Here is a 23,139-nt window from a genome sequence, read left to right as displayed (position 1 = left end):
CACTTAGTTACCACACCGGTATTCGCTCTGTTCGTCCATGACTCAGCACAGTTCACGAAGCGACGTTCGGGAAGTACCGAAAGTCCGTGCAAACGCAAGGCTCTCGAAACAATAGCCGCTGTTTTCTCTCCGCTATCGCTCTCTACTCGAGCAGCCGTCCTTTCGATCGAACAATTACCAGATACCGAAAAGCACGAGAGAAAAAGAGACCAGCGGTGGTGCCTCGCAGTGCCAGTTCCTCGAAGTGCGTCGTCCGCGTAGACGAGTCAACCTGTCCAACCGTCGACGGCGGCGAAACCGGTTGCGATGATGATTATGAGGCGCAGCCGGTCTGTGAGGACGTTCATCGGTGAAAGGAAGTTGTGGAACCGGTTAAGCGATAGGCCCGAATTTATACAGGATCGGGAGGCTACGAGTGCTATGATCGGTCTCGAGACGGAAACGGACCGCCGTTACGGGGTGACGTTCGTTACTGCGACGGTAACGAACGAGCGAACGACATCGCAGTTGATTTGCCTCGAGCCACGTATCGACGGCCCGATCTGGGTGCCACGGCCCGGAACCGCGACGGCAACCGAATGGGTCGGCGAGATGTGGTCTGGGGTGGTTAATCCAGGGCGTACTCGAGGTGTTGGGTTTGCGACTTCCGTTGCTCCGCCGGAGCAGCCACTCGAATGCATCTCTGCGACACGAGCCTCGGGTAGCGAACTTGCAGAGCCAAAACGAAGGCTTGCTGCACTCGAGGATTGGGCACCACCTGGAACCGTTCTCGAACGAGATGTGGAATGATCGTTGCAGTTAGCGGAGGGAAAGGCGGGGTTGGCAAGACTACCGTAGCGGTGAATCTCGCCCGCGAGCTCGAGGCAGTGCTCGTCGACGGTGATTTTGCGACGGGCGACGTTCCGGTTGGGGACGGACCTTCGATTCACGATGTTCTTGCAGGGCGGGTTTCTCCAGTGGCAGCGGTCGACGGTCGAGACTCGATTAGGGTACTCCCGAGTGGTCGAACGCTCGCCGGCGCTCGTGCCGTCGACCTCTCGAGGCTCCCGGCTGTCTTGCGGGTCCTGGAGCGGGAGTATGGTCGCGTCGTCATCGATTGTCCGGCAGGGCTCGCACGCGACGTTGGGCACCAACTCTCCAGTGCAACAGTTGCCGTGCTCGTGACGACGCTCGATCAGGCGGCAGTGGTCGACGCGATTCGAACGGAGGAACTTGCCTCGGACCTCGAAACGCCCGTGGGAACTGTCGTTCTCAACCGGGTCTCGAGAGATGGTGTTCCGGAGACCGCTGTAAACCGGATCGAAGCGAGCTTCGGTGCACCGGTTGCGACGCTCTCGACGCAACCGACGATCGCTGCTGCTCTCGAACGTGGAAAACCAGTTCGGGATGTCGCTCCGTCGTCGTCGGCAACGGATTCGTTCGCGAAAATTGCTCGTCGGATTAGCGGAATCGGGTGTTAGCGTTCTAGTGCATCGTCTGTTTCGGCCGCTGGCTGCGTTTTGGCTTCCAGCGCGGTCGAACTGGGCGTGTGCTTTAGCTCGATCGTTTTCGTCAGTCGTCCGTCCGGGCGGAACTTTGGCACTGTCAGTCGGTGTGTGATTCCGTTTGAACCACGTGTCGTGATCGTCCGCAGATTGAAAATCGCGTCGACGAGGTGTCGGGTTACCATTCGGTTCTTGCCGGACGAGCCGTTTAGACAGTGAAACATCGCGATCCCGTGTGTCTCACGCATTCGCTTGATGACCGAGTTCAGAAATTCGAGATACGCGCCGTGGCTCCTTCGCTCGAGGGTGTTCGTCGAGTCGACGATTAGATTCGCACCTTCTGGGAGTTCGTCGATCAGTTGTGTAGCATGTCCGAACGGATCGTCCGCTGGGAGCCGCCGGACGGTCGGGTTTCCGGTTCGAACCACGGCTGATTCGATCGCGTCTTTGACGGAGTTTGGTGTTCGATCAGTCGTGAGATAGAGCGTTCCGCGGGTTGCCGTCGTCTCGTAGAGGAGTTGTTCCGACTGACTGGCAGCGTCGGCAGTCAGTGCAATCGTCGTCCCTGGCGGGACCCCACCGCGGAGAGCATGATCGATGTCGGGGTTACCGACCGCAAGACGACTCTCGTCGTCGCGGCGTTTCTCGACGCTAGATTCGCCGAGTGTCAATCGACCCGCAACGTCGTCGAAGGCATCTCGAGGAAGGGTGCCTGTCAATGGCGCGTCGTGTTCTGGAATCGTTCCTAGGACTGGGGCCTCGAGTCTCGACTCGAGTGTCTCTGTCACTCCGTTGCTTCGGTTGATGATAACGCCTGCGACGGGGACTCCGAGCCGGCGAGCGACATCGATCGTCGTTTCCGCGCCGCGCAGTCCACGATCGGTGTTCGTCGCCACGACGACGACTCTGTCTGCGTACTCGAGTGATTCGATCACGTCGGGTCCTGCCCCGGAAGGGCAATCTAGCAGAACCCGTTCTGGGCAGCGTCGGAGTCGATCGATTGCTGCTTCGAGATCGACCTTGGTGGCGTCAGTCGCAGGAAGTACGCCGACGTCGTCCGTTCCTGGTCGACTGTGGACGACATCGTCGACGTCGGTCGCCTTCTCGAGGTCGGCGATCGTCGGCTTTCGATCGACGGCTGCGACGACGTGCAGGTTCGGCAGTTGTCGGTCCGCGTCGACTGCAATCGCCGGTGTCCCCATTCGTGCGAATGCGTCGGCAAGGCCGATCGTCATCGTCGTCTTTCCACAACCGCCTTTCGAGCCAGCGATGGCGAGCATGCCGACCTTGGTTGCGTCTTCCCTTTTGAACGTGCAGTTTGCGGTAGGGTTGTGCACGCCGCTCTGTCTTCGTTTCCGAGCCCATCACATAACTACTACAAATAACCAAAATTTATAAATACAGTCGGAGTGGGGTGAAATTCACGTGGCGAATACTGTATGCAACGAAGTCAATGCACACGCCGCCAGTGGCTGACCACCTGCGTTGCCGCGACTGCTGGCGTTTCCACACTTGCTGGTTGTTCGAGTGACGAAACTGACCGCGAAAACGGCCCCGTTCCGAGTACTGACGAGTCGTTCGATGCTGGATGGCGAATGTACGGCGTCGATCTCGCAAATACTGGTCACCAAGCGAACGTACGCGGACCCACGGAAGACATCGATGTCGAGTGGACGTTCGAAACTGAAGACTCTCTTGCAGCAACGCCGATCATCGTCGACGGCATCCTGTACGTCGGCTCTCAGGACGAACACTTCTACGCAATCGATGCCGAAAGCGGAAATAAAGAGTGGTCGGTTGATCTGGGCACGTCTGCCCGACGAACTCCCGCATTTGCCGACGGCAACATCTACGTCTCCGGTAGCCGCGAACTGCTGTCGATCGACGCCGAAACCGGTGCCGTCCGCTGGCGCGAGGACGGAACGAATTCGAACCCGTACTATCCACTCGTCGTCGACGAAGCAACGGGTATCGTGACGGACGACGAGTACATCTGGCGGTTCGACCTGGAAACCGGTTCTCTCGAGCAAGTGATCGACCTGCTTCCCGATCCGTTCGAGATGGGCGTCTCCGAGGCACCTGCTATCGCCGACGGGATAGCATACGTCGGCTACGAGGATCGACTCGGTGCGATCGATCTCGAGGCCGGTGAGCAGGTGTGGGAGTTCGAAAACGAAGCCGGTGAGATTTTCCATCACATCAGCCCGGCCGTCGCGAACGGGTTGGTCTATATCGGTGACGTCGACGGAAATTTCTACGCTATCAATACCGAATCGGGCGACCTCGAGTGGAAGTACACTGATGTGACGGAGGTCGCCTCGAGTCCCTCGGTCGCAGATGAGTTCGTTTACTTTGGTGACGGTGATCGAGCTATTGCGCTTGATTCAATTGACGGGAGTAAGGAGTGGAACGCAGATGTTGGCCCAACACCAGACGTAAAGCCGATCGTTACTGATGAGAAACTGTACTTAGCTGTGCATCGGTTTCTCTACGTAGTCAAGGCCAAAACAGGAGAAGAGTTGTGCTCACACGAGTTTGGTTCGGATACCGGCAGTCCACATACTGACACTAATCACGCAATGCAGGCCCCCCCTGCAATCGTAAACGGAGCGTTGTATGTCACGACCTCAAATAATACGCTCCATAAACTCAAATCGGTTTAGACTGTTTCGACTATTCACCCTTAAGATTGGGGCCTACTCCATTCCATGTTTCTGTCTTATTTTCACTCTTGCCAATATCTCCGATCCCAGGTGACCCTCGAGTCAGAACCTTCGGACTGGGAACAAATGCAACGACTGGCACCGAGTTTTTAAACTCGATGGCTTCGACTGACCCTGCTTCGACTTCTATGTTGGCTTCTGCCTCGAGATACACGTCTTTATTTTCTCTAACGTAGGTCGTCGAGTCTGTACTCGAGCCATCGCCACTGGTTGTTCTTGTCTTGAATCGTGCGTACTCGCCTTCGACTTCGACTTGCCAGGCGTCGAGTTGCAGGAAAAAGAACTTCGGCCAGGGGATGACCGGAGCACCCGGGAATCCGACTTCGTTTTCGTACTTCGACGCTAATGGAGCGTGGGTCGTGTTCTCCGGATTCACTGGTCCCACCCCTTCTGGTCGGACAGCAGGGACTTCTTCACGATCGACGGGCTCGAGTTGCAAGTACGTCGGTGCTCCGTCGACGGTAATATAGACATCCTCTTTCAGAGAGGAATCGTCGGCTTTTGCCAGTTTTCGATTCGATCCACCGTCGAGAACGTGTTCTGAGTCCGCTATTACATCCTGGGTGAACCCGACGCTTTCTTCGAGCACGCCGTTTGGACCCTCGAAGAGATCGTCGACCATACTTCCGGCTGCGTCGTTCGAGTCGTCGTGGATTTCGCCCATCGTTTCGATCCAGGCGTAGAGGTTGTCGAAGTATCGCTGCCGGAGTTCGACTCGTGTCATGTCGGGTGCGTTCTCGTACTCCCCATCGACTCCTTCGTAGACGAGTTCGTCTTCCAGTTGCTCGACCCGCGACTCGAACTCGTAAATCGGACTTTCACCCTCGATCATCTCGAACAGATCGACTTCGAGCGGTTCGACTTGGGTCACGACTGTCAGATGCGTCGCTGCCAGTTCGTCTTCCAGCCAGTCGTCGATGTCGTCGCTCTCGAGGTCTATCTCACCGCTTGTCTCGTAGTCGATCGCTTCTTCGAAATCGTTTTCACTGAGAATGCTTCGTGATTGTGACTCGATTCTGCTCTCGATTCTGTTCTCGGATTTGGCTCCGAACAGTTGTTCAATTGCTTTGTCTGGCGCGTCGACGAAGTTATTTGCCGTCTTCGGACCAGCTGCCCCTCCTTCTTCGAGTGCCGTCTCGATGTCTTTCGACCGATCGACGTTCGAGTCGGTCGCGAAAGAACCTGAAACGGTGAACGAAGCCGTATATTCGACCCGAGTTTCGTCGGACCACACTGTTTCGTTGGAGGCGTTCTCGTGTCCGACCCACTTTGCTCGTTCCTGAACCGTGTTCTGAAACTCAATGTCGATGTCGGCGAGGTCTCGTTCAAGACTGCTGGAGCTGTCGCCACGCTCGGAAATCGTAACGTCTGCCCCGCCGCTCGAAACAACGTGGTGTCTGGATCCTTTGTAGGAATGATTCTCGCTTCCGGTCGGTCCTTCGGTGTAGTCGGCACGGGGTAGGGAGCCGTGTTGTATGGTATTTTCGTCTGTCTCTATATTAGCATGAGCGATATTCGATCTGCTGTCAGTCAATTCTTCGCGCCGCTCTGCGCCATCACTAACTCTTTCTATATTGCTCAAAATGTTATTAAAGACATCAACTTCTTCGGTATTACCTAACTCATCCTGGTAATGCACGTCTAGGTATTCGTCGTCGAACCGCTCCGTCTCTGCAAGCGTCTCGTTGAATTCGCTTTCCATATCGCTCATCCCGAACGCCGTCGTTTCGGCGAAGGCAGCCTCGGCGAATGGATGCGCGTGCACCTCGAGTTCCTGCTTTCCTTCCACGTGGTCCTCGAGTAGCCACAATAGCAGTTCCTGAACTGTCGGTGGATCTTCGAGGTCGCCGTCGGCGTCGCCGAACAGGTACTCGCTTTCACAGAGGGTTTCGAGATCCTCGAGATCGGTTTCGACGATGTCGTCGCCCAGATCAATGGCGAGACAGGCTGCTGCGCCGCTCATCACGCGGTCTTCGTAGGGATCGGCGGCTCCCTCGCCGAACGCGTCCTCCTGAACCGCAAAGACTGCGTCGTTTGCCAGCACTTCCGTGTGGTCGTTTGGCGTGATGTTCTCGAACGCTCGGTCGCTGGGATCGCCGTCGAGTCGGTCGTAATAGGTTTTCGCCCAGGTGAGTGCGTACAGCCGGGTGGCCAGTGTTCGGCTGAATCCTTCGTATCCGTCCGCTTCCATGAATCCGGTCTCGAGTTGCTCCTCGAACTCCTGCGTCCGCTCTCGAAGCTCGAACAGCGTCGTTCCTACGGTGACGGTGATCTCGCGTTCCTGTCGGAGTTGCGTGTTCGGCCCCTCGAGGTGGATCGAGACGGAGTCGAGCGTCGCCTCGAGTGTGCCGTCGCCGACGTCGAGGTCGATGCGATCGATCGCTGTCTCGATGCTCTCTCGGTCGTTCCAGTCGACGGGCTCGAGTTCGACGGTCGTCTCGACGTCGCCGCGTATCTTTTCGCCAGCGGTCGGCAGCGATTTTTCGGCTTCGATATATATTAGCAGTTCCAGGTAGCGTTCGAACTCGCTCTCGCTTGGGTCGTCGATCGCGTGTCCGACGGGGGTGTCGGCAGTCGTCGACAGCGGTGCTCTCGCGGCCTCGTCGGTCGCACGGAGGACGGCCTCGCGGAGTTCGGACTGGACGAGCGGCTCCGTTCGATCGATCGCGAGCATCGGGTCGACGTCGGCCTGGGGTGTATTTCGCGACTCGAGGACGCCGACGACGGTGACGCTGCTCAGGAGGAGCAAGACGCCGATGATCGCGAACGGGACGCGTGCCCGATCGTCGAGAGTGACTGAGACGGTTCGTGGGCGGCTCCCGTTCATGGCTCCCAGGTCTGGACCGTGATCGTCAGTTCGTCGAGTGTGATCGATTCGACGAGCAGTTCACCCACGCGTTCGTCCGCAGCCTCGCTGTCGTACTCGGCGTCGATGGCATCGATCTCGTCCACGAGCGCCCCGTTCCTGATATCGTCGGCGATCACTGCAGCGAGTCCGCTCGGTGCGTCTCCGTCGTCGGTGATCCACTCCCAGAGGTCCTCGAGGAGTACGTCCTGCTCTTCGTTGCCGTAGACGAGGCGTTCGTTCGCGGTGGTCGCGTTGGCTCCCGTCCTGCTGAGTGGGGTCTCCTCGTCGCCGGGGTCGTCGAACTCGACGTTGGCTGCGGCTGCCGTTTCCTGGTAATGGTAGACTTTCAGCGACCGTTCGATGCCCTGGCTCTCGAGGGCGTGCTGTGAGGCTTCGGGGTCGAAGTAGCTCTCGACGAGTTGCTCGGCGATCAGTTCGGCCACCAACGCGATTCCCTCCTCGCGGTCGCCGCCGTCTTCGTAAGCGTTTCTGATCGTCTCGTCATCGAGACCGGCCATCCCGCTCGAGACGGTCATCGTGACGCTGCCGACGTCTTCGTCGGGTGGGGATCGGTCGCCGGCGGTTGCTTCTCCTCGAACGGTCGCGTTCTCGTAGGGTTCCCAGACGGCGACGGTGTAGGTGTGGTGGTTCGCACCGACGAGTGCGCTGCCGATCGAGGCGTCGACGGCGTCTTCGTACTCGTCGCCGTAGGCGAGCAGTCGATCGTCGTCGATCCGTACGTTCGTCACGGCTGCATCGGCGAGCAGGCCGGTTGACGGCCCGTACTCGGCCCGGTCGTACGTGTTCGCCGATGTCAACTCGGGCGGGGCGAATCGGTCGCTGTTCTCGACATCGCTTAGGTCGTACTGGACTGACATCGTCGTCGCAGCGAGCGTTTCCGCGGTTCGGTCGGCCTGCAGGTCATCGAGTCCGTCGTCGCCGTCTTGTAGATAGAGCCCAAGGACCAGGACGCTCGCGCTGACCAGCAAGAGCGCAAGTGACACGTCGAGAACGGTGCTAACGCCGCGTTCGTTCACGGCGACCACACCTCCACACTGAGGGTTCCGCCGCGGACGGCTCCTGGCTCGAGTGCGACTGGAATCGGCCGTTTGGCGACGCCGGCGTGGGACGGGGGAGCCTCGAGTGTGTCAGGTTCGAGGGCCGTTCCGTCCGCGTCGAATCGCGCCTCGGTGACCAGTTGCTCTTCGCCTTCCTGTACGGTCGTGACCGCTACTCGGACGTTCTCTCCTTCGGGAAGCGACGCCAGCTCGATTCGATCCGCTATCGGGTCGAGCTCGCTGTCGTCGGCCGAGGCGAACACACCCGATCTCGAGATGTCCTGCCAGACGCGCTCGAGTGCGACATCAGCGGACGTGCGGTCGGTCGTCTCCGAGAGTGTGCCGGTGAGGTAGCCGCCGTAGAGTCCGACCGCGACCCCGATCACCGCGACGGCAACGAGAGCGGCGAGTGGTTCGGTCTGGCCCCTATGCGTCGACGAGCGTGACATGGTACACCTCCGTCCCGTATTGTGATCGTTCGAGGTAGCCGCGTTCGTCGGCGTCCGCCTCGATCTCGATAGCTCCCTTGTCCCGGTCACAGAGTTCGACCGTTTCGCCGGCACCGTCACTCTCGATCGTTTCCTGACAGACGCGCGTTCCGGTCGTCCAGATTTCGACGGTGAGCGGGAACCGGAGCGTGTTCCCCTCGATTTCGGTGTGTTCGACCGTTACTGTGTCGGTCCCGCTCTCGGACGCTGTGGCGGTGTCAGCTTCCATTCCGTCCGCTCCCGTCGCCTGGAAGGAGAAGTCGACTGCCCGGTTCGTCTCGTACTCGAAGACGAGTTCGTCGGTCTGGAGGCCCGGCAACTGTTCGGTCGTCACCGACGCCGAGACGGCCGGTGTGGGCATCGTTCGAACCGTCGTGGCCCGAATCTCACCGTCCGTTCGTTGCCACGCCCCACTGTTTTCCTCGTTTGCCGTCCGTACGTCCTCGAGGAAAGCGCCGATTCCGGTCTCCCCGGGAGCTTCGATCTCGGTAGCGTACTCGTCTTCTATCTTCGTCCCGTGAGTGACGTTCTCGAGTCGGTCGTGGCCCATTACGGGAACGACCTGCCCGTAAGCGATACTCGAGTGTGCTGTTCCGTGGTCGTTGCGCATCGCGACGGTTTTACCGTCGATCTTGACTGTGTCGGCGTCGTGTTCGTAGCTCGTCGTCGCCTGATAGGTTTCTATCCCACTCACTCGTTCGATGGCGTTTGCAGCTCTGTCCGCGTCCGGCGGCGGACCGCTCGGCAGTCCGATCGCGATACCGGCCATCGCGAGGCTGACGAGGCTCACTGCCAGCCAGACGTACCACGCGTCAGCGGGCGTCTCGAGATCCATGCATCCAGTGGCCCGACGTTCGTATTTAAACCTCGGCGCGGATCAGAGCGAGAGCAGGAGGTCGATCGCAACGACCGTGAGTACGTATACTGTCGTCGCCGACAGCAGTGCTCGACCGACGTGGTACCCGAACAGCGCCCGGTCGAGGCCGTATCGAAGGGCATAGGAGAGCGGGATCAATACGAGACAGAGCACGAGAACGAACGCGCCAATCGAGAGCGCGAGCGAGTCGGTCGGGAACGCCGCCGACTCGGTCGTCGCCGCCACGTCGATTCCACCCATCATGTCTGCGAGTCCGACCGTCGTGCCGGCGACGAGCGGCCCGAAGTAGGCGGCCGTGTTGTCGAGCGTTCCGGTCACCTGCTCGAGGTCGCGCTGTGTTTTGCGCTCGAGTTCTTCGAGTTCCTCCAGGTGATCCGCCATCGCAACGATCGCTCGTCCCGCAGGTTGACCTTCGTCGGTGGCGATCGCAAGCAGCGACGCCGTCCCTCGCGCTCGAGGGCTCGGTACGTTCTGGAGTGCGCCGTACTCGCCGAGAAACGCTTCTTCGACGCCGACGTGGAGCCGTTGCTGGAGGGAGGCTGCAGCCTCGAAGACGTCGCCGGTTTCCGCGGGGATGCGTTTGCCTGCGAGTGCGATCGCTGACTCGACGGACTCCCCCTCGGCGACCTGCCGTCCGACGAGGTAAAGCGCGTCAGTGAGGTGTGATTCGACGTCACGGACGTGGTGTCGAACCGAGAGAATCGGGCTGTAGACGGCCAGCAGTCCCACGCCAGCGCCGAGTCCGATTGCGGCGACTGGTGCGAGATGTTCGTAGCCTACTCGCCTCGTACCGACGTAGACGACGGCGGCGGCGGCGATTCCGACCACGAACCGTGGCCAGAGTCGATCGGGGAGGTCGGGGTGGTCACGATCGATCGACGGTGGCGGGAAAGCGACGGGTCGTCGGACGAGCAACCAGAGGCTCGCCGCGACGAGAACGACGGGGAGTACGACGTTGTACAGCAGGACCACCATCCATATATTGACCGAAATCCCGACCATCGGCACGGCAGGAACGAGCGCCACGAGCGCGAGCGGTAGCATGACGCCGAACGCGAACAGCGCACTCGTCGGCCCACGGATCGTGGCGGTAAACGTCGCCATCTGCTCGCGAGTGCCGTCGAGCATCGCCCCCAGTGCTCGATCCAGCGTCCGCGTTCGTTCGGCCGCTGGCGCGTCTTGGGCGGTCGCGAGCAGGTGACTCGCCCGCCGGAGGGCCGGAAACCGGTCGGCCCACTCGTCGGCGAACGACAGCAATCCCGTCTCGGCGGTTCCCATCGACCGGGCGACGTGGGCGGCGAGACTCGCCGACAGCGGTCCGTGACCGGTGTCCGCCCCAAATCGGATCGCACTCTCGAGTGAGGGTTGGACTTGCATTCGCAGCACGACTCGACCGACGAGACTGGGGGCATCCCCCAGCGCTTCGGTTCGTGCGAACGCTGCAAGGAGCTTCGGGAGCGCGTGGACGACGTGGACGGTCGCAAGCGGAATGCCGAACAGGAAACAGGCGAGGACGGTGACGGGCATCGACGTCGCGGTGAGCCCGCTCGTCGGGACGACCGAGATGAGACCGGCCCCGTAGCCTGCACGAACGACCGTCTCCGGGTCGAGCGCTGACTCGAGAAAGGACAGTGACTCGACGAGCTCCGCGCTTGGTTCGACCGGCCAGGGGTACAGCTTCGCCAGCCCGCGGGCAAGCGAGACGAGCGTCGAGTCGGTGTCGGTTCTCATCTCACTCGAGTCTCCTTCGCGTAGGCCGACGCGACTGCGTTCGGCGTCGTGCGGCCGTCGGCGGCGAGCGAGGCGAGTAGGTCACGTCGGTCGTCGATCGCGTCTCGGATGTCGGTGTACGAGGTGTCGGGGCCGGTCAGCCGTTCGACGAGTCGGCTTTCCCCACGGTCGATCCGACCGGTCGATCGGGCGCTGTCGCCTTCGATGGCGTACAGCGGTTCGAACCGGACTTCGTCGCCGCTGCCGACGACTTCTTCGATCCGTGCGAGTCGTCGCTTTCGTCCGTTGACGGTCCGATAGGCCTGAACCGTGACCACCATGTCGGTCGCGCCGAACGAGGAGGGTTCGACGCCCAGGTCCGAGACGACCCGTTCGTAGACGTCGTCTGCACCGTCACCGTGGATCGTTCCCAGAACGGCGTTTGCGTTCGCGCCGACGCGCATTGCCTCGTAGAGGACGCTCGCTTCCTCGCCGCGGATCTCGCCGACGACGAGTGCGCCATCACCGAGTCGGAGGGCAGTCCTGAGTGCGTTTGCGGGCGTGATTTCGGGTCCGTCGCCGGTTCCCGTCCGAAGTGCCTGGACGTCTCTGCCGACCGCTTGCAGCGGATCGACCGGTAGCTCCGGTGTGTCTTCGATCACGACGGTTCGAACGCTCGGCGGGAGCTCGTACAGGAGGGTTCCGAGCAGCGTCGTCTTCCCGGCACCGCGAGTTCCTGCGATGAGCGCGGCCGCGTTTTGCTCGATAGCGATCGAGAGCACGGCTGCCGCGTCGGCCGGCATCGTCCCGTTCGCGACGAGCGCGGGTAGCGTGAACCGGTCGTCGGCCTGCTCTCGGAACGCGAAGGCGGTTCCGTCGGCAACCGGATCGGTGACGCCAGCGATCCGAAGTTCCGTTCCGTTCTCGAGGCCGGCCGTCGCGTCGACCGTCGGTGTCGCGCGTGAGAACGCTCGGCCGCTGGTTCGCCGAACGCGAGAGCCGACCGCTCGAGCGCCATCCTCGGTCAGGCGGACGTTCGTCGCCATCGCCTCGCCGTCGACGACGGCTCGTAGTGGGTTGGCAGCGACGGGTGAGGTCGCGTAGACATCGGTGATCTCCGGATCGGCAAAGAGATCCTCGAGAACGCCGTATCCAGCCGTGTGTTTCTCGAGGATCGGACTCAACCGTGGATCGGCCGGCCCGTCGGTAACGCGTTCGATCGCTCGCGATGCGGTCCGTTCCCCCTCGATGGTGCCCGCTGCGATCGCTTCATACCCTTCGAGTAGCCGCGACCGATCGTCGGCAGACAGCGAAAGGTCGACCACGTCGAGTGCATAAAGCGGGACACCGTCGGGTCTGGTGTAGATTCGCGCCTCGCTGCCAGTCTCGAGCGACCGGATGTCCCGTAGACTGGCGCAGTCGATACTCCCGTCGACGACGTAGTGACCGATCTCGAGACCGACCGCGGGTTCGACGTCGGCGTAGCTCTCGATGCCGTCTGCGGCGGCGAGCAGTCCGGATTCGGCCCCGAGTTCGGCGATCCGGTCGACGCGGGAGCGAAGTTCGTCGGCGACTGCGAGCGGATCGGTGGCGGTCGTTTCGGCCAGTCGTTCGTGACGGTCGCCGAGTAACTCGAGGAATCGGCCGGCTGCAGCAAACAGTGCGACGCCGCGGTCGTCGTACCGATACTCGAGCCCGTTCGATCGAACCATCAACTGCTTGGCTCCACGCTCGACGAGCGTCTCGACGACGGTTCGGCGACACGGCTCGGCGTCGGTCAGGTCGCCGCCTCCATCACAGTCGTCTGCGTCGACGATCAGCGTCCGGTCTTCGAAGCGAGCCGTACACGGGCACGGGCGGTCGCCATCGGCCGACTCGAACACATCTTCGAGCCCAATATGCTCGAGGATCGACTCGAGTCGGTCACGTCGCGTCCGGATCATTGGCTCGCGACGACGACGGGTTCGCCCCGATCGTCTCGTTCTAGCGTGAGCGTCAGCGGTCTCGTTTCGCCACTGCCGCCGAGTTCGACCGTCTCGTTTCGGTGCGGATCGGCGTAGACGATCGGTGCATCGATGAGACGGTGCCGTTCGCCACGTTCTCTCGCTGCGAAGGTCGCGAGACTTCCCGTCTCGTGGAGCCGCTCGATTCGGACGTACTCTACCGAGGTCGATGTCAGCGAATCGGCAGGGAAGGTAACTGCTACCGTCCGCTTCGGTGCTGGAACGCCGTCCGGCGTCACCTCCTCGTTCTCGTACAGCGACACTGCTGTGTCGTCGACCGACGCGAGATCACCCTGCAGTTGACGTTCCGTACTCACTGTCGCGGCGTGGTCGATCGCAGGAACCGACAGGACAGCGAGCGCGACCGTGAGGAGAACGGCGAGGACGTACCGGATCATAGTCTCGATCGGAGCGTCTCGAGCACGCCGGACTTCTCGCCTCTTTCCGTCTTTTCGTCCCGGTCTTTCTCTCGATCGGCCCTGTCGTCGGTCGCTCTCGACTGTTCGAGGGACTGATTCACCGACCGCTGCTCTGCCGCCATTACTGCCTGTTCGAGCCGGTCGTCGCCGTCGGCCTCTCGGTTGTTTCCGTCCTCGTCTGGCGCTGCAGCCTCGCCGTTTACTCTCTCGAGAACGTCCGCGGCTGCTCTCTCGGGCGACTGCTCGCTTCTGTTCGTTTCCTCGCGTTCGGCGTCACGTTCATTGCTATCGGCATCGCCATCGACGTTTACCGTGTCGTCGTCTCTCTGCTTCGTCTCGAGAGATGTCGTCTGCGTGCCCTCGTCGACCGCCTCCTCGAGCGTCGCTACGCGCTGTTCGAGACGATCGACGGTGGCGACTGCCGTCGCCGCCTGTCGCTCGACATCGTCGTTGACGGCACGTACCTCCCCAGTGAACCCCTCCAGTGCGGCCGTCCGTCCCTCCAGGTCGGCGATTCTGCGTTCGAACTCTTCGAGCCGTGACTCGAGTCGTGCGAGGTCTGTCCGTGTCGACTCGAGATCAGCGAGATCGGTGACCGTCGCGTCGCCGTCGACGACCGCTCGTTCGACGGCAGCGAGTCTGTCTTCGAGTCGCTCGACGTCGGTCATGGGCCGGTTTCGCTGCCCGTTCGTACTTAAACCTCTGTGTCAGGTCGGACGGCGGTCTCGCTCGCCCTCGGACTCGCCCCTCCGTGTGGGGTGTCGCGTTCCCGAATTCGTGCAGCGTGGACAGTTTCGGTTGCGTCGTCGACGATCACGACTTCGCCCGGCCGTTCCGGCAAGCGATTCGCCAACGACTCGTCGACGTACGTTGGCTGGGCAGACTCGAGTGCATCGAGGTCGTCGCCGGCGGTCAGCCGGTGGGCGACGAGCACGTCGGACTGGGAGATCCCGACCGGCGGGACGGCGCTTGGCCGCTGAGTCGCCGCGACGAGCGTGACGCCAGGCGCGCGGCCACGCGTGAGAATCGTTCGGAGTGCGGGTTCGGCGACCCCGTCGAAGAACGCGTGGGCTTCGTCGAGCAACAGCCACGGGAGCCGCTCTATTCGCCCGGTGACGCGGGCGCGATATAGCGTCTCCGCGATAGCTCGACAAACGGCGTTCATCGGGGCGTCGTCGAGTCCGGCGACGTCGAAAACGGTCACCTCGGGACCGGCGATATCGGCCGCCGAGAGTCCGTCGGGATCGAAGACCTCCCACGACCGCGCGAGCTCGAGATGGTTGATCGCCGCCCGTCGCTCCGCTTGCGATGCGTTCGCCGCTTCGATGGCCTCGCACATGTCGTCGATCGTCGTCTCGGAACTCGCAGCCTGCCAGAGCAGTCCGCCAGTGGCGCTCTCGGGCTCGAGGCCGACCAGCTCACACCACGATCGGGGATCGAGCGTCGCCGGTGAGACGGTCGGCTCGCCGACGATCTCTGCGGGAACCGGTTCGCCGTCGGCAGCCTCGGCGAGCGTGCGAAACGCGCCCATCGGATCGACGATCACGGGGGCCAGTCCGCCGGTCCGGGCGAGCGTCTCTGCGATCACTCCGAGCGTGTATGACTTCCCGTACCCTCGCTTGCCCACGACCAGCACCGCGTGTGGCTCGTCTAGGTCGAGATACAGCGCCACACCGTCACTTCCATCCAGCGCCCGATAGGTGCCGAGACGACCGGCCGGCCCACTCTCGAGATCGGTGTCGCGTCCGAGTACGAAACTCATCGTCGAACGTTGCCTCCTCGTTTCATTTCAACCCACGGACCAGAGTTTAAGTCGGAAGGCGGAACCAGGCGTGGTATGCGATCGACAGCAGTCGACGGCGCTGCCGGCTCCCGGCGAACAGCGGGCGAATCGTTCGTCGACGACGACCGGGCGATCGAAGGACTCCCGATCCGACTCGTGATTGCGCTGACCGTCGGTGTCGCTGCGCTTGCGCTCATGCTGAACATGCTTGGCGGCATCGGCGATGTCGGCGACACCGAGGTGACAGTCGAGATCGACGACGACGATCAGGTCATCGAGCAAGGCAACGCAGTCTCCGTCTCGATGGACGTCATCGACGAGAACGGCAACGACGTCGAGGACGCGACGGTACTCGTCTCCGCCGGCTCTGCACAGCTAGACGGCGTTGCAGAGGCCCAGACCGGCGAAGACGAGGCTGACGCGCACGAGGCGATCGTCGACCTCGACGACGACGACTTCGGCCTCCGTGCCGACCAGGACATGGGGACACTGGAGATCGACGTCGTCCCGCCGTCGGACAGCAACTACATCGACGAACAGCCCAATCCCGAGATCATCGTCACCGAAGGATAGTATGTTCGAACTCACGACCGCCATCGTCGTCGCCGTCGCGTTCGGACTGTTGCTTGGGGTGGGCCCAGCCGTCATCCTCGCGGGCCTCTCTGGGGGACTCGCCCACCTGGATTACGCCGTCCCGCGTGTGGCCGTCGCAATCGCTGCGCTCGTCCTCGCTGGACTCAACGGGTACGCCGTCGGGGTGACCGACGCCGCCGCCTTCTCGAGCGACGACACGATCGCCATCTCGGCGCTTTCGATCCTCGTCACGTGTTTCGTCGTGGTCGTGCTTGCACTGTACGCTCACAGTCTGGCAAAAGCCGCGGTCGACGACCTCCCGTTCGACGTCGCACGTCCCGTCCGACGAGAACGAGGGCTCTCGGCCGAGGCGACCGACGCCGTCGACAGCACGGGTTGGGTAGCGATCCGCACGGCGGGAGCGGTCCGGGATATCGACGGCCACCCGCCGCTCGGGCCCGATCTGCAGACAACTCTCGAGGAGGGAACGTGGCGTCTTCCAGCCGATCTGCCGCTTTCCGCCCTCGAGTCGCGACTCGAGGCTCGTCTGCGAACGACTCACGATCTGGCGGCGGTTTCGGTCTCGGTCGACGAACGCGGCCGTGCAACTATTGCTGCAGCACCGCCGTCGAACGCCGTCCCGAGTCGGATTCCGGACGGGTGTCGAACTGTCACGGTGTGGGCACTGCTGCCGACCGGCCTCGCACCGGGTGACGAAGTCGCCGTCTACCCCGAGTCGGAGACGGTTGCGGTCGTAGGACGAGTCGTCGATGTCGATGCCACCGACGAACCGACTCGAGAGACTGTCGCCGAGGATCGGTCCGCCCGATCGAGTCGACCGGCAGCCGTCGAAACACCTGGCGGCCGGGGACGTGTGACCGTCGCCGTTTCGACACCCGACGCCAGCGTCGTTCTGGAGAGTGACTGTGTCCGGATCGTGGCCCTCTCCGGTGAGTCACCCGCCGACGTTTCCGCGTTCGACGTCCTCGAACGTGCGGGCCAGTCGGTCCGTTCGCTGCCCGCGGGTCGACTCCGGACCGCTCTCGCCTCGGACGCCGTCGACGCCACGCTCGAAGATGTTCGCGTTCTCGGCGGATGGACGAACGAAAACGGCGGTCACTCGACCGAGACAGTTGCAAGGACAGACCCGACCCTGGTGATCGAACCGGACCTCTCGACCCTCGAGTCTGACGACGACGTGTTCGTGATCGGTGACACAGCAACGTTGTGGCGGATCGTCGACGGCGACGAACGAACGGAACCGAACGCCACTCGATCACAGTCAACCGTCGAAAAACGGGCAGTAGAAATGAGGTGCGGATGATGCTCGTCACTGGCTCACTCGTGACCGAGTGGAGCAAAATCGCACTCGTCAACGTCTTCGGGTTCGCCGTCCTGGCAGGCGTCGCATCGACGGTCGTCGCCGTTGCCTACCGCGGAGCAAGCACCCGGCCCGTGCCGTTCGGCGTTGCGGTCCTCGTCGGCCTTGCCGTCGTCGGCGGCTGGCTGAACGTCGGCGGATTGCAGGGGTCGACGATCGGTCACGAGACGCGACTCGACCACCACGCGACCGCCAGCTACTTTCTCGGATCGTTTCTCGCCGGCGCGATCGCGGCGGCGGGTGGCCGTCACGTCGGCGACCACATCGCGAGCGAAATCTTCGCAATCGACAGGCTGTCCGTGACCGGTGCGGTCGCGTCGAGCGTCCGCGCCAGCAGGCGATCGATCGAACTCGAGCTCCCGGCGACGATTGCGGAGGCGGATTGCCACCCGTCCGTCGGGGAGTCGGTCAAACGAACGCTCGCGGGCCGAACCCTGCTCTTTCCTGCTCGTCTCTCTGTCGACGACCTCGAGTCGCGACTCGCCGATCGCCTCGAGCGCGACTACGGACTCGGTTATGCGTCGGTCGATGTCTCGCCCGACGGGACGGTCGAACGACTGACGGTCGGGGATCGGCGGTCGGGACTCGACTGGACGCTTCCTCCGGAGACCGTCGCCGTCGCGGTTCGTGCCGAGCCACCGGTCGACGCGTGTGTTGGCGATCCGGTCGGGGTGTGGGACGACTCGAGTCGGCTGGTCGCGACCGGGACGGTGCAGTCGACGACGAGCGACGTGGTAACCGTGTCGGTCGGAAACGCGGACGCGGCTGCCTTCGACTGTGGGGTTGAATCGCGGTACCGGCTGGTCGTCCGTCCCGAGTCGCCGACTGCAGCCCCGGCGTTCGTTGCGGCGCTTCGAAGTGGACACGGTACGATCGTCTCGGAGTCAGTCGTCTCGGGGTCGTCACTCGAAGACGAGTTCGTCGGCTGGATTCCCGGAACGGTTCTTGCGGTCGTGCGAGACGACGAGATACGTCCGTTTCCCGGCGACGAGGAGACGCTCGTCGCTGGCGACGACCTGTACGTACTCGGTGAGCCGACCGCGTTGGAAGAACTGTAACCGGTGGCTGTCGGCGTCGCTAGCGTCTCGGGCGTGACCTCGCGGCACGCGGCGGCTGTTTCGTGCGGACGCTGTTATGTCGTCTCCGGTCCGATCGTGGTGCCGTGATACGGATTGCTGTAAGTTATTGCCGGTGCAATCGTGGCCCGTCTTGCGGTTGCACCGGTAAATCGTTACAGCAAACCGTATGAGTGGGGCAAGGCAGCCGTTCTGCGATCCATCTCAGACGTCGACGTACTGCCGCTCCCACTTTCGGCGCTGTTCGATCTGTTCCCGTCCGTGATCGGTGATTTCGTAATAGTTGGTTCGCCGGTCGAGTTGCCCCTTCTCGACGAGTTCCCTGTTGACGAGGGTATCGAGGTTGGGGTAGAGCCGGCCGTGGTTGATCTCTGCACTGTAGTACGTCTCGATCTCGTCTTTGACGTCCTGTCCGGACGGCTGGTCGGCACCGACGATCACGTACAGGAGGTCACGCTGGAATCCGGTCAAATCGTCCATGTTTCATCCGTTTACTTACACCACACGACTGACTATTTGTTATCGATCGCGTATCACGGCCACGAAGAGCGGTTTTGGCGAATTACTGTGCGTTACACGCGATTGTGATTCGTTTCACCGTTCATAATGACTTTTTGACGGAAGTGATCTAAAGCCGGTTTCGGGTCGACGGACGGCCCCTGTTCGTTTCGCCACTTCCAGTGTCGTATCGCCGTGTTTCGTTCGTCCGTCGAGTACTAACGCGCGACAGCTACTGGGAGATCTGTGGGAGGCTCTCCGAGTCGATCTCGAACCGTTTAGGTGTCGCCGATGGGTATGCGACGGTTATGGTCGAGTCACGTTCTCGTTCCCGTCGCGGCACGCCGACGGTACCACAGGTGACGCTGATCGGACTCTTCGTGACGGCACTGGCGACGGCGCAACTGACTGCGACGAAGGTGTTGGCGTTCTCGATTCCGTTCTCGTTGCCGATTACGGGTTCTGAGCTCGTCTTGCCTGGCGCAGCACTTGCTTACGCAGTTACGTTCCTGGCGAGCGATTGTTACACGGAACTCTACGGCCGGCGGGCGGCCCAGATCGTTGTCAACGTCGCGTTTGCATTGAACTTCGTCGTCCTCGTATTGGTCTGGTCGACGATCGCGGCTCCGGCCGCCGAGACGAGCATCGATCCGGAGATGTTCGCCGACGTCCTCGGTGCATCGACCAACATCGTCCTCGGGAGCCTGCTGGCGTACGTCATCAGCCAGAACTGGGACGTAATCGTGTTCCACCGAATCCGAGAGTACACCGGACGGAGCAACCTCTGGCTGCGTAACATCGGATCGACTGCCAGCAGTCAGGCGATCGATACCGTCATCTTCGTCGCTGTCGCCTTCTCGATCGCACCGATGCTGCTGGGCGTCGGCGTCGTGTTGCCCCTCGAGGAACTCGCGGCGCTGATGATCGGCCAGTACCTGCTGAAACTCGCTATCGCGGTCGTCGACACACCGATCGTCTACGCGGTCGTCGCACTCGTTCGATCGCGGGCAGACGGCGACCTTGCCACGACACCGTCGTAACTAGTACCGTCCCAAGCGTGGACCGACTAGTTGAGAGTTGGCCCAAACCGATCACGATTCTCGATCAGAAGTCGAGTGCACTAGTCAGAGTAAACTTGGGACGCTACTAGTGGCGGGCCAAGCCTGCACTGATGAGTCGAACCCGGCCACGTGGGCCGGTTCGACTCGTCGGTCGACGGTTGGGACGGTACTAGATCTCGTCTTCTCGCGTCGCGAACGATGGGAGTTTTGTATACCGATCGTCACTGTCGGGTATGGACGAACGCGTTCGCGAACACGCCGGGGTACTGGTCGACTGGAGCGCTCGCGTCGAGGACGGCGACGACGTCGTCCTCTCGGTGGGGCCTGACGCACACGAACTGGCCGTCGCCGTCGCCGAAAAACTCGGTGAACGCGGAGCGAACCTGCTTGCGACCTACAGCTCCGGCGAGATCACGCGCGCGTACCTCCGCGCTCACGACGGTGAGTTCGACGAGAATCCAGATCACGAACACGCACTGCTCGAGGAGGCCGATGTTTACCTTTCGATCGGCGGTGGATGCAACACGAGCGCGACTGCGGATGTCCCCGGCGAGGTCAGAAGCGAGTACCGCGACGCACGTACGGCGATCCGCGAGGCGCGCTACGACACGCGCTGGGTGTCGACGTATCATCCGACCCGATCGCTCGCCCAGCAGGCCGAAATGGCCTACGAGGAGTACCAGGAGTTCGTCTACGACGCAGTCTTGTGCGACTGGGAGTCGCTGGCCGAGGAGATGGCACGGATGAAAGAACTGTTAGACGAAGGAGCCGAGGTTCGACTCGTCTCCGAAGGCACTGATCTGACGATGCAGATCGGCGACCGGACCGCGGTCAACAGCGCCGCGTCGGTCGCCTACGATTCGCACAATCTGCCGAGTGGCGAGGTCTTCACCGCTCCCTACGGCACCGAGGGCGAGGTCACCTTCGACGTCCCGATGACTCTGCGCGGCGAGTCGGTTCGGGGCGTTCGCCTCGAGTTCGAGGACGGTGAAGTCGTCGATCACGAGGCAGACCAGGGCGAGTCCGTCGTCGGCGAGATTCTCGACGCTGACGAAGGTGCCCACCGACTGGGCGAACTCGGGATCGGGATGAACCGTGCGATCGACCGCCACACGGACAACATCATGTTCGACGAGAAGATGGGCGACACCGTCCATCTCGCAGTCGGTCGTGCCTACGACGCCTGTCTCCCCGAGGGTGAGACGGGCAACGATTCGGCGGTCCACGTCGACATGATCACCGACGTCAGCGAAGACTCCCGGCTCGAGATCGACGGCGAGGTCGTCCAGCGAAACGGAACGTTCCGCTGGGAAGACGACGAGTAACGACTGCCTACGGTCTTTTAGCGGCAGACGAACTCACGAATCTGCTCTATACTAATGTAGCACTCGATCGTCCTCCCGGATACCGCCTCGACCGGTGGCGGCCAGTAACCGGTTGGGACACCGCGTCCCTCCTCCCCCGTTTTCGACAGTTGTCTGCCCGCCCTGCCGGAGGCGGCAGATATCCGGCACTCCCTGTCTTTGTCGACAGTCACTCGGTTCTCCAGGTCCAACCGGAGGTATGCGCGAGCAGCTCCGGGCCGGCGTCGCCATCTACAACGACGGCTACTACCACGCCGCTCACGACGCCTGGGAGGATCACTGGCTCGACCTCGAGTCGGGCAGCGACGACGAACGGCTGCTCCACGGACTGATCCAGCTTTCCGGTGCCGTCTATCACGCCCGCGACGGCAACTGGCCGGGAGCCGTCGGCCTCGCCGAGAGTGCCCGCAGCTACCTCGAGGTGCTTCCGTCGACGTATGCGAGCGTCTCCCTCGAGCCGATCCAGTCCTATCTCGCCTCGCTCACAGCAGACCCCGAACTGATCGAGCGCCGGCCACCCGTCGTCATCGCACACGAGGGGACGGTTCCGACGCTCGAGACGCTCGAGGTTGGGGAGACGGCGATTGCGGCAGTGGTTCTCGCCGAGGAACTCGAGTTCGCCGAGGAACCGGTCGCGAAGGCCCGGGCGTATGCCTTGCGGGACCTCAAGGAAGGTGAAGACGACAGCCGTTTCATCACGTTGCTGTTCGACTTCGTTCGTGAAGACGACCACCGTGGACTCGTCTACCAGCGGCTGTCGGAACACGTCAGTCGACAACGAACTCGCGAGGAAGACGTCGACGGGCTGTTCGGGTGACCTGATCGGTTCAGACGGTTTGCTGTACGTCATTCCGGCGCGACCGCAGGAGTGCGCAGTCGCGCCGGGACATCGGGACAGCAGTCCGTCTCATACGGTTTACTGTAAGTCATTTTCGGCACAACCGCGACCCGGGCGGCGGTTGCGCCGGTAAATCGTTACAGTAATCCGTATCAGTCGTGCCCGGCGGAGTTGTCCTGTGGCTCGTAGCCGAGCACTTCTCGAGCGCGTTCTATCGAGTAGTACTTGCGGTCGTTGTCGGAGATGCCGTAAACGATTTCGTAGTCGTAGTCGGCCTGGATACAGCGATCGAAGAGGTGTGCACAGTCTCGGTAGGAGAGCCACATCGCCTGTCCGCGTTCGTAGTCGACTGGCGGGTGGCCTTCCGTGAGGTTACCGATCCTGACACAGACGACGGAGAGTCCGTGCTCGTCGTGGTAGTATCGGCCCAGCACCTCGCCGGCAGCCTTCGAGACGCCGTAGAGGTTGCCCGGCCGAGGGAGTTCGTTTCCGTCGAGGCGGAACTGGTCGTCTTCGCGGTACATCTCCGGCGTTCGCTCGTCGGTTTCGTACGCGCCGACGGCGTGGTTCGAAGAGGCGAACGCGACTTTCTCGACGCCGGCGTCGACTGCGGCTTCGTAGACGACCCTGGTTCCGTCGATATTGTTCGGCAAGACACTCTCCCACGGTGCCGTCTTGCGGGGGTCGCCTGCGAGGTGGATGACGGCATCGACCCCGTCCATCGCCTCGCGGACGGCCTCTTCGTCGGTGATGTCCGCCACGACGAACTCACCCGGTTGATCTTCCGTCGGTGGATCTCGATCCAGCAACCGCCACTCGTACTCGCGTTCGTCCACGAGGCCGTCGAGTATCGCCGTCCCGACGCGCCCCGCGGCCCCAGTAAGCAGGACGGACTGTGCCATTCGTTCGGTGTGAGGGAAAGCGCCGATAAGTAACGTGCGATTCCGAACCGGTG

At 62.2% G+C, this 23,139-nt stretch carries 21 protein-coding genes; 9 read left to right on the top strand and 12 right to left on the bottom strand.

Annotated elements, in window-relative coordinates; translation table 11 throughout:
- Positions 1–306 precede the first annotated feature (306 nt).
- Both NATGR_RS20720 and NATGR_RS06500 read left to right on the top strand, forming a co-directional pair.
- A complete protein-coding gene (locus tag NATGR_RS20720) occupies positions 307–789 on the top strand; it encodes a DUF7857 domain-containing protein (protein WP_449406418.1) in 483 nt (160 codons plus the stop codon).
- A complete protein-coding gene (locus NATGR_RS06500; protein ID WP_015233403.1) occupies positions 786–1,460 on the top strand; it encodes a MinD/ParA family ATP-binding protein in 675 nt (224 codons plus the stop codon). The genes NATGR_RS20720 and NATGR_RS06500 overlap by 4 nt, the downstream gene beginning before the upstream one ends.
- Here the strand turns inward: NATGR_RS06500 and NATGR_RS06495 are convergent.
- Positions 1,457–2,821, bottom strand: coding sequence for a DUF7125 family protein (locus tag NATGR_RS06495; protein ID WP_231990804.1), 1,365 nt, complete (start codon positions 2,819–2,821; stop codon positions 1,457–1,459). The genes NATGR_RS06500 and NATGR_RS06495 overlap by 4 nt on opposite strands.
- A 102-nt stretch (positions 2,822–2,923) precedes the next feature.
- Here NATGR_RS06495 and NATGR_RS06490 point away from each other — a divergent pair, with 102 nt between their 5' ends.
- On the top strand, positions 2,924–4,147 hold the full coding sequence (locus NATGR_RS06490; RefSeq protein ID WP_231990802.1) for a PQQ-binding-like beta-propeller repeat protein: 1,224 nt from the start codon (positions 2,924–2,926) through the stop codon (positions 4,145–4,147).
- 10 nt (positions 4,148–4,157) lie between these two features.
- Here NATGR_RS06490 and NATGR_RS06485 read toward each other — a convergent pair whose 3' ends face one another.
- The 9 genes from NATGR_RS06485 to NATGR_RS06445 are packed head-to-tail and all read right to left on the bottom strand — an operon-like array spanning position 4,158 to position 15,372.
- Positions 4,158–7,034, bottom strand: a complete 2,877-nt coding sequence (locus tag NATGR_RS06485; RefSeq protein ID WP_005575566.1) for a DUF7286 family protein — start codon at positions 7,032–7,034, stop codon at positions 4,158–4,160.
- On the bottom strand, positions 7,031–8,092 hold the full coding sequence (locus NATGR_RS06480) for a DUF7284 family protein (RefSeq protein WP_231990801.1): 1,062 nt from the start codon (positions 8,090–8,092) through the stop codon (positions 7,031–7,033). The genes NATGR_RS06485 and NATGR_RS06480 overlap by 4 nt, the downstream gene beginning before the upstream one ends.
- Entirely contained in the window at positions 8,089–8,562 is a 474-nt protein-coding gene (locus NATGR_RS06475; protein WP_005575562.1) for a DUF7285 family protein, read from the bottom strand. The genes NATGR_RS06480 and NATGR_RS06475 overlap by 4 nt, the downstream gene beginning before the upstream one ends.
- Positions 8,540–9,436, bottom strand: coding sequence for a DUF7283 family protein (locus NATGR_RS06470; protein WP_005575560.1), 897 nt, complete (start codon positions 9,434–9,436; stop codon positions 8,540–8,542). Before NATGR_RS06470 ends, NATGR_RS06475 begins: the two co-directional genes overlap by 23 nt.
- A 42-nt stretch (positions 9,437–9,478) precedes the next feature.
- Entirely contained in the window at positions 9,479–11,209 is a 1,731-nt protein-coding gene (locus NATGR_RS06465; RefSeq protein ID WP_005575558.1) for a hypothetical protein, read from the bottom strand.
- Positions 11,206–13,131 carry an ATPase, T2SS/T4P/T4SS family gene (locus NATGR_RS06460; RefSeq protein WP_005575556.1) on the bottom strand — a complete coding sequence of 642 codons (1,926 nt, stop codon included), beginning with the start codon at positions 13,129–13,131 and terminating at the stop codon, positions 11,206–11,208. Before NATGR_RS06460 ends, NATGR_RS06465 begins: the two co-directional genes overlap by 4 nt.
- On the bottom strand, positions 13,128–13,589 hold the full coding sequence (locus tag NATGR_RS06455) for a DUF7311 family protein (RefSeq protein WP_005575554.1): 462 nt from the start codon (positions 13,587–13,589) through the stop codon (positions 13,128–13,130). The genes NATGR_RS06460 and NATGR_RS06455 overlap by 4 nt, the downstream gene beginning before the upstream one ends.
- Positions 13,586–14,278, bottom strand: a complete 693-nt coding sequence (locus NATGR_RS06450; RefSeq protein ID WP_005575553.1) for a DUF7310 family coiled-coil domain-containing protein — start codon at positions 14,276–14,278, stop codon at positions 13,586–13,588. The genes NATGR_RS06455 and NATGR_RS06450 overlap by 4 nt, the downstream gene beginning before the upstream one ends.
- Before the next feature lie 26 nt (positions 14,279–14,304).
- The gene (locus NATGR_RS06445; protein WP_005575552.1) at positions 14,305–15,372 is read right to left on the bottom strand and encodes an ATP-binding protein; all 1,068 of its coding nucleotides are present in this window, start codon (positions 15,370–15,372) and stop codon (positions 14,305–14,307) included.
- A gap of 75 nt (positions 15,373–15,447) precedes the next feature.
- On the opposite strand from NATGR_RS06445, the gene NATGR_RS06440 reads away from it, so the two are divergent.
- From NATGR_RS06440 to NATGR_RS06430, 3 genes are read left to right on the top strand one after another with little or no spacing between them, the layout of a single operon-like run.
- Entirely contained in the window at positions 15,448–15,966 is a 519-nt protein-coding gene (locus NATGR_RS06440; RefSeq protein WP_005575550.1) for a DUF7382 domain-containing protein, read from the top strand.
- Position 15,967: 1 nt separating this feature from the next.
- The gene (locus tag NATGR_RS06435) at positions 15,968–17,290 is read left to right on the top strand and encodes a hypothetical protein (RefSeq protein WP_005575548.1); all 1,323 of its coding nucleotides are present in this window, start codon (positions 15,968–15,970) and stop codon (positions 17,288–17,290) included.
- Positions 17,287–18,405: a cation:proton antiporter regulatory subunit gene (locus NATGR_RS06430; protein WP_015233402.1), complete on the top strand. Its 1,119-nt coding sequence runs from the start codon at positions 17,287–17,289 to the stop codon at positions 18,403–18,405. Before NATGR_RS06435 ends, NATGR_RS06430 begins: the two co-directional genes overlap by 4 nt.
- A gap of 222 nt (positions 18,406–18,627) precedes the next feature.
- On the opposite strand, the gene NATGR_RS06425 is transcribed toward NATGR_RS06430, so the two are convergent.
- Positions 18,628–18,903, bottom strand: coding sequence for a PadR family transcriptional regulator (locus NATGR_RS06425; protein ID WP_005575545.1), 276 nt, complete (start codon positions 18,901–18,903; stop codon positions 18,628–18,630).
- Positions 18,904–19,229: 326 nt separating this feature from the next.
- On the opposite strand from NATGR_RS06425, the gene NATGR_RS06420 reads away from it, so the two are divergent.
- The 3 genes from NATGR_RS06420 (at position 19,230) to NATGR_RS06410 (ending at position 22,163) form a co-directional block, all read left to right on the top strand.
- Positions 19,230–19,961: a queuosine precursor transporter gene (locus NATGR_RS06420; protein ID WP_015233401.1), complete on the top strand. Its 732-nt coding sequence runs from the start codon at positions 19,230–19,232 to the stop codon at positions 19,959–19,961.
- Between the two features lie 254 nt (positions 19,962–20,215).
- Positions 20,216–21,307 (top strand): aminopeptidase, encoded by a 1,092-nt coding sequence (locus NATGR_RS06415; RefSeq protein WP_005575542.1) that lies wholly within the window; start codon positions 20,216–20,218, stop codon positions 21,305–21,307.
- A gap of 238 nt (positions 21,308–21,545) precedes the next feature.
- Positions 21,546–22,163 (top strand): DUF309 domain-containing protein, encoded by a 618-nt coding sequence (locus NATGR_RS06410; RefSeq protein WP_005575540.1) that lies wholly within the window; start codon positions 21,546–21,548, stop codon positions 22,161–22,163.
- A 173-nt stretch (positions 22,164–22,336) separates the two neighbouring features.
- Here the strand turns inward: NATGR_RS06410 and azf are convergent, their stop codons facing one another.
- Positions 22,337–23,086, bottom strand: a complete 750-nt coding sequence (gene azf, locus NATGR_RS06405; RefSeq protein ID WP_005575539.1) for an NAD-dependent glucose-6-phosphate dehydrogenase Azf — start codon at positions 23,084–23,086, stop codon at positions 22,337–22,339.
- Between the last annotated feature and the right edge of the window lie 53 nt (positions 23,087–23,139).

It is taken from the genome of Natronobacterium gregoryi SP2 (assembly GCF_000230715.2).
GTDB lineage: Archaea > Halobacteriota > Halobacteria > Halobacteriales > Natrialbaceae > Natronobacterium > Natronobacterium gregoryi.
Note: the sequence above shows the minus strand (reverse complement) of the source record. Positions and strands in the feature narration are given on the sequence as shown.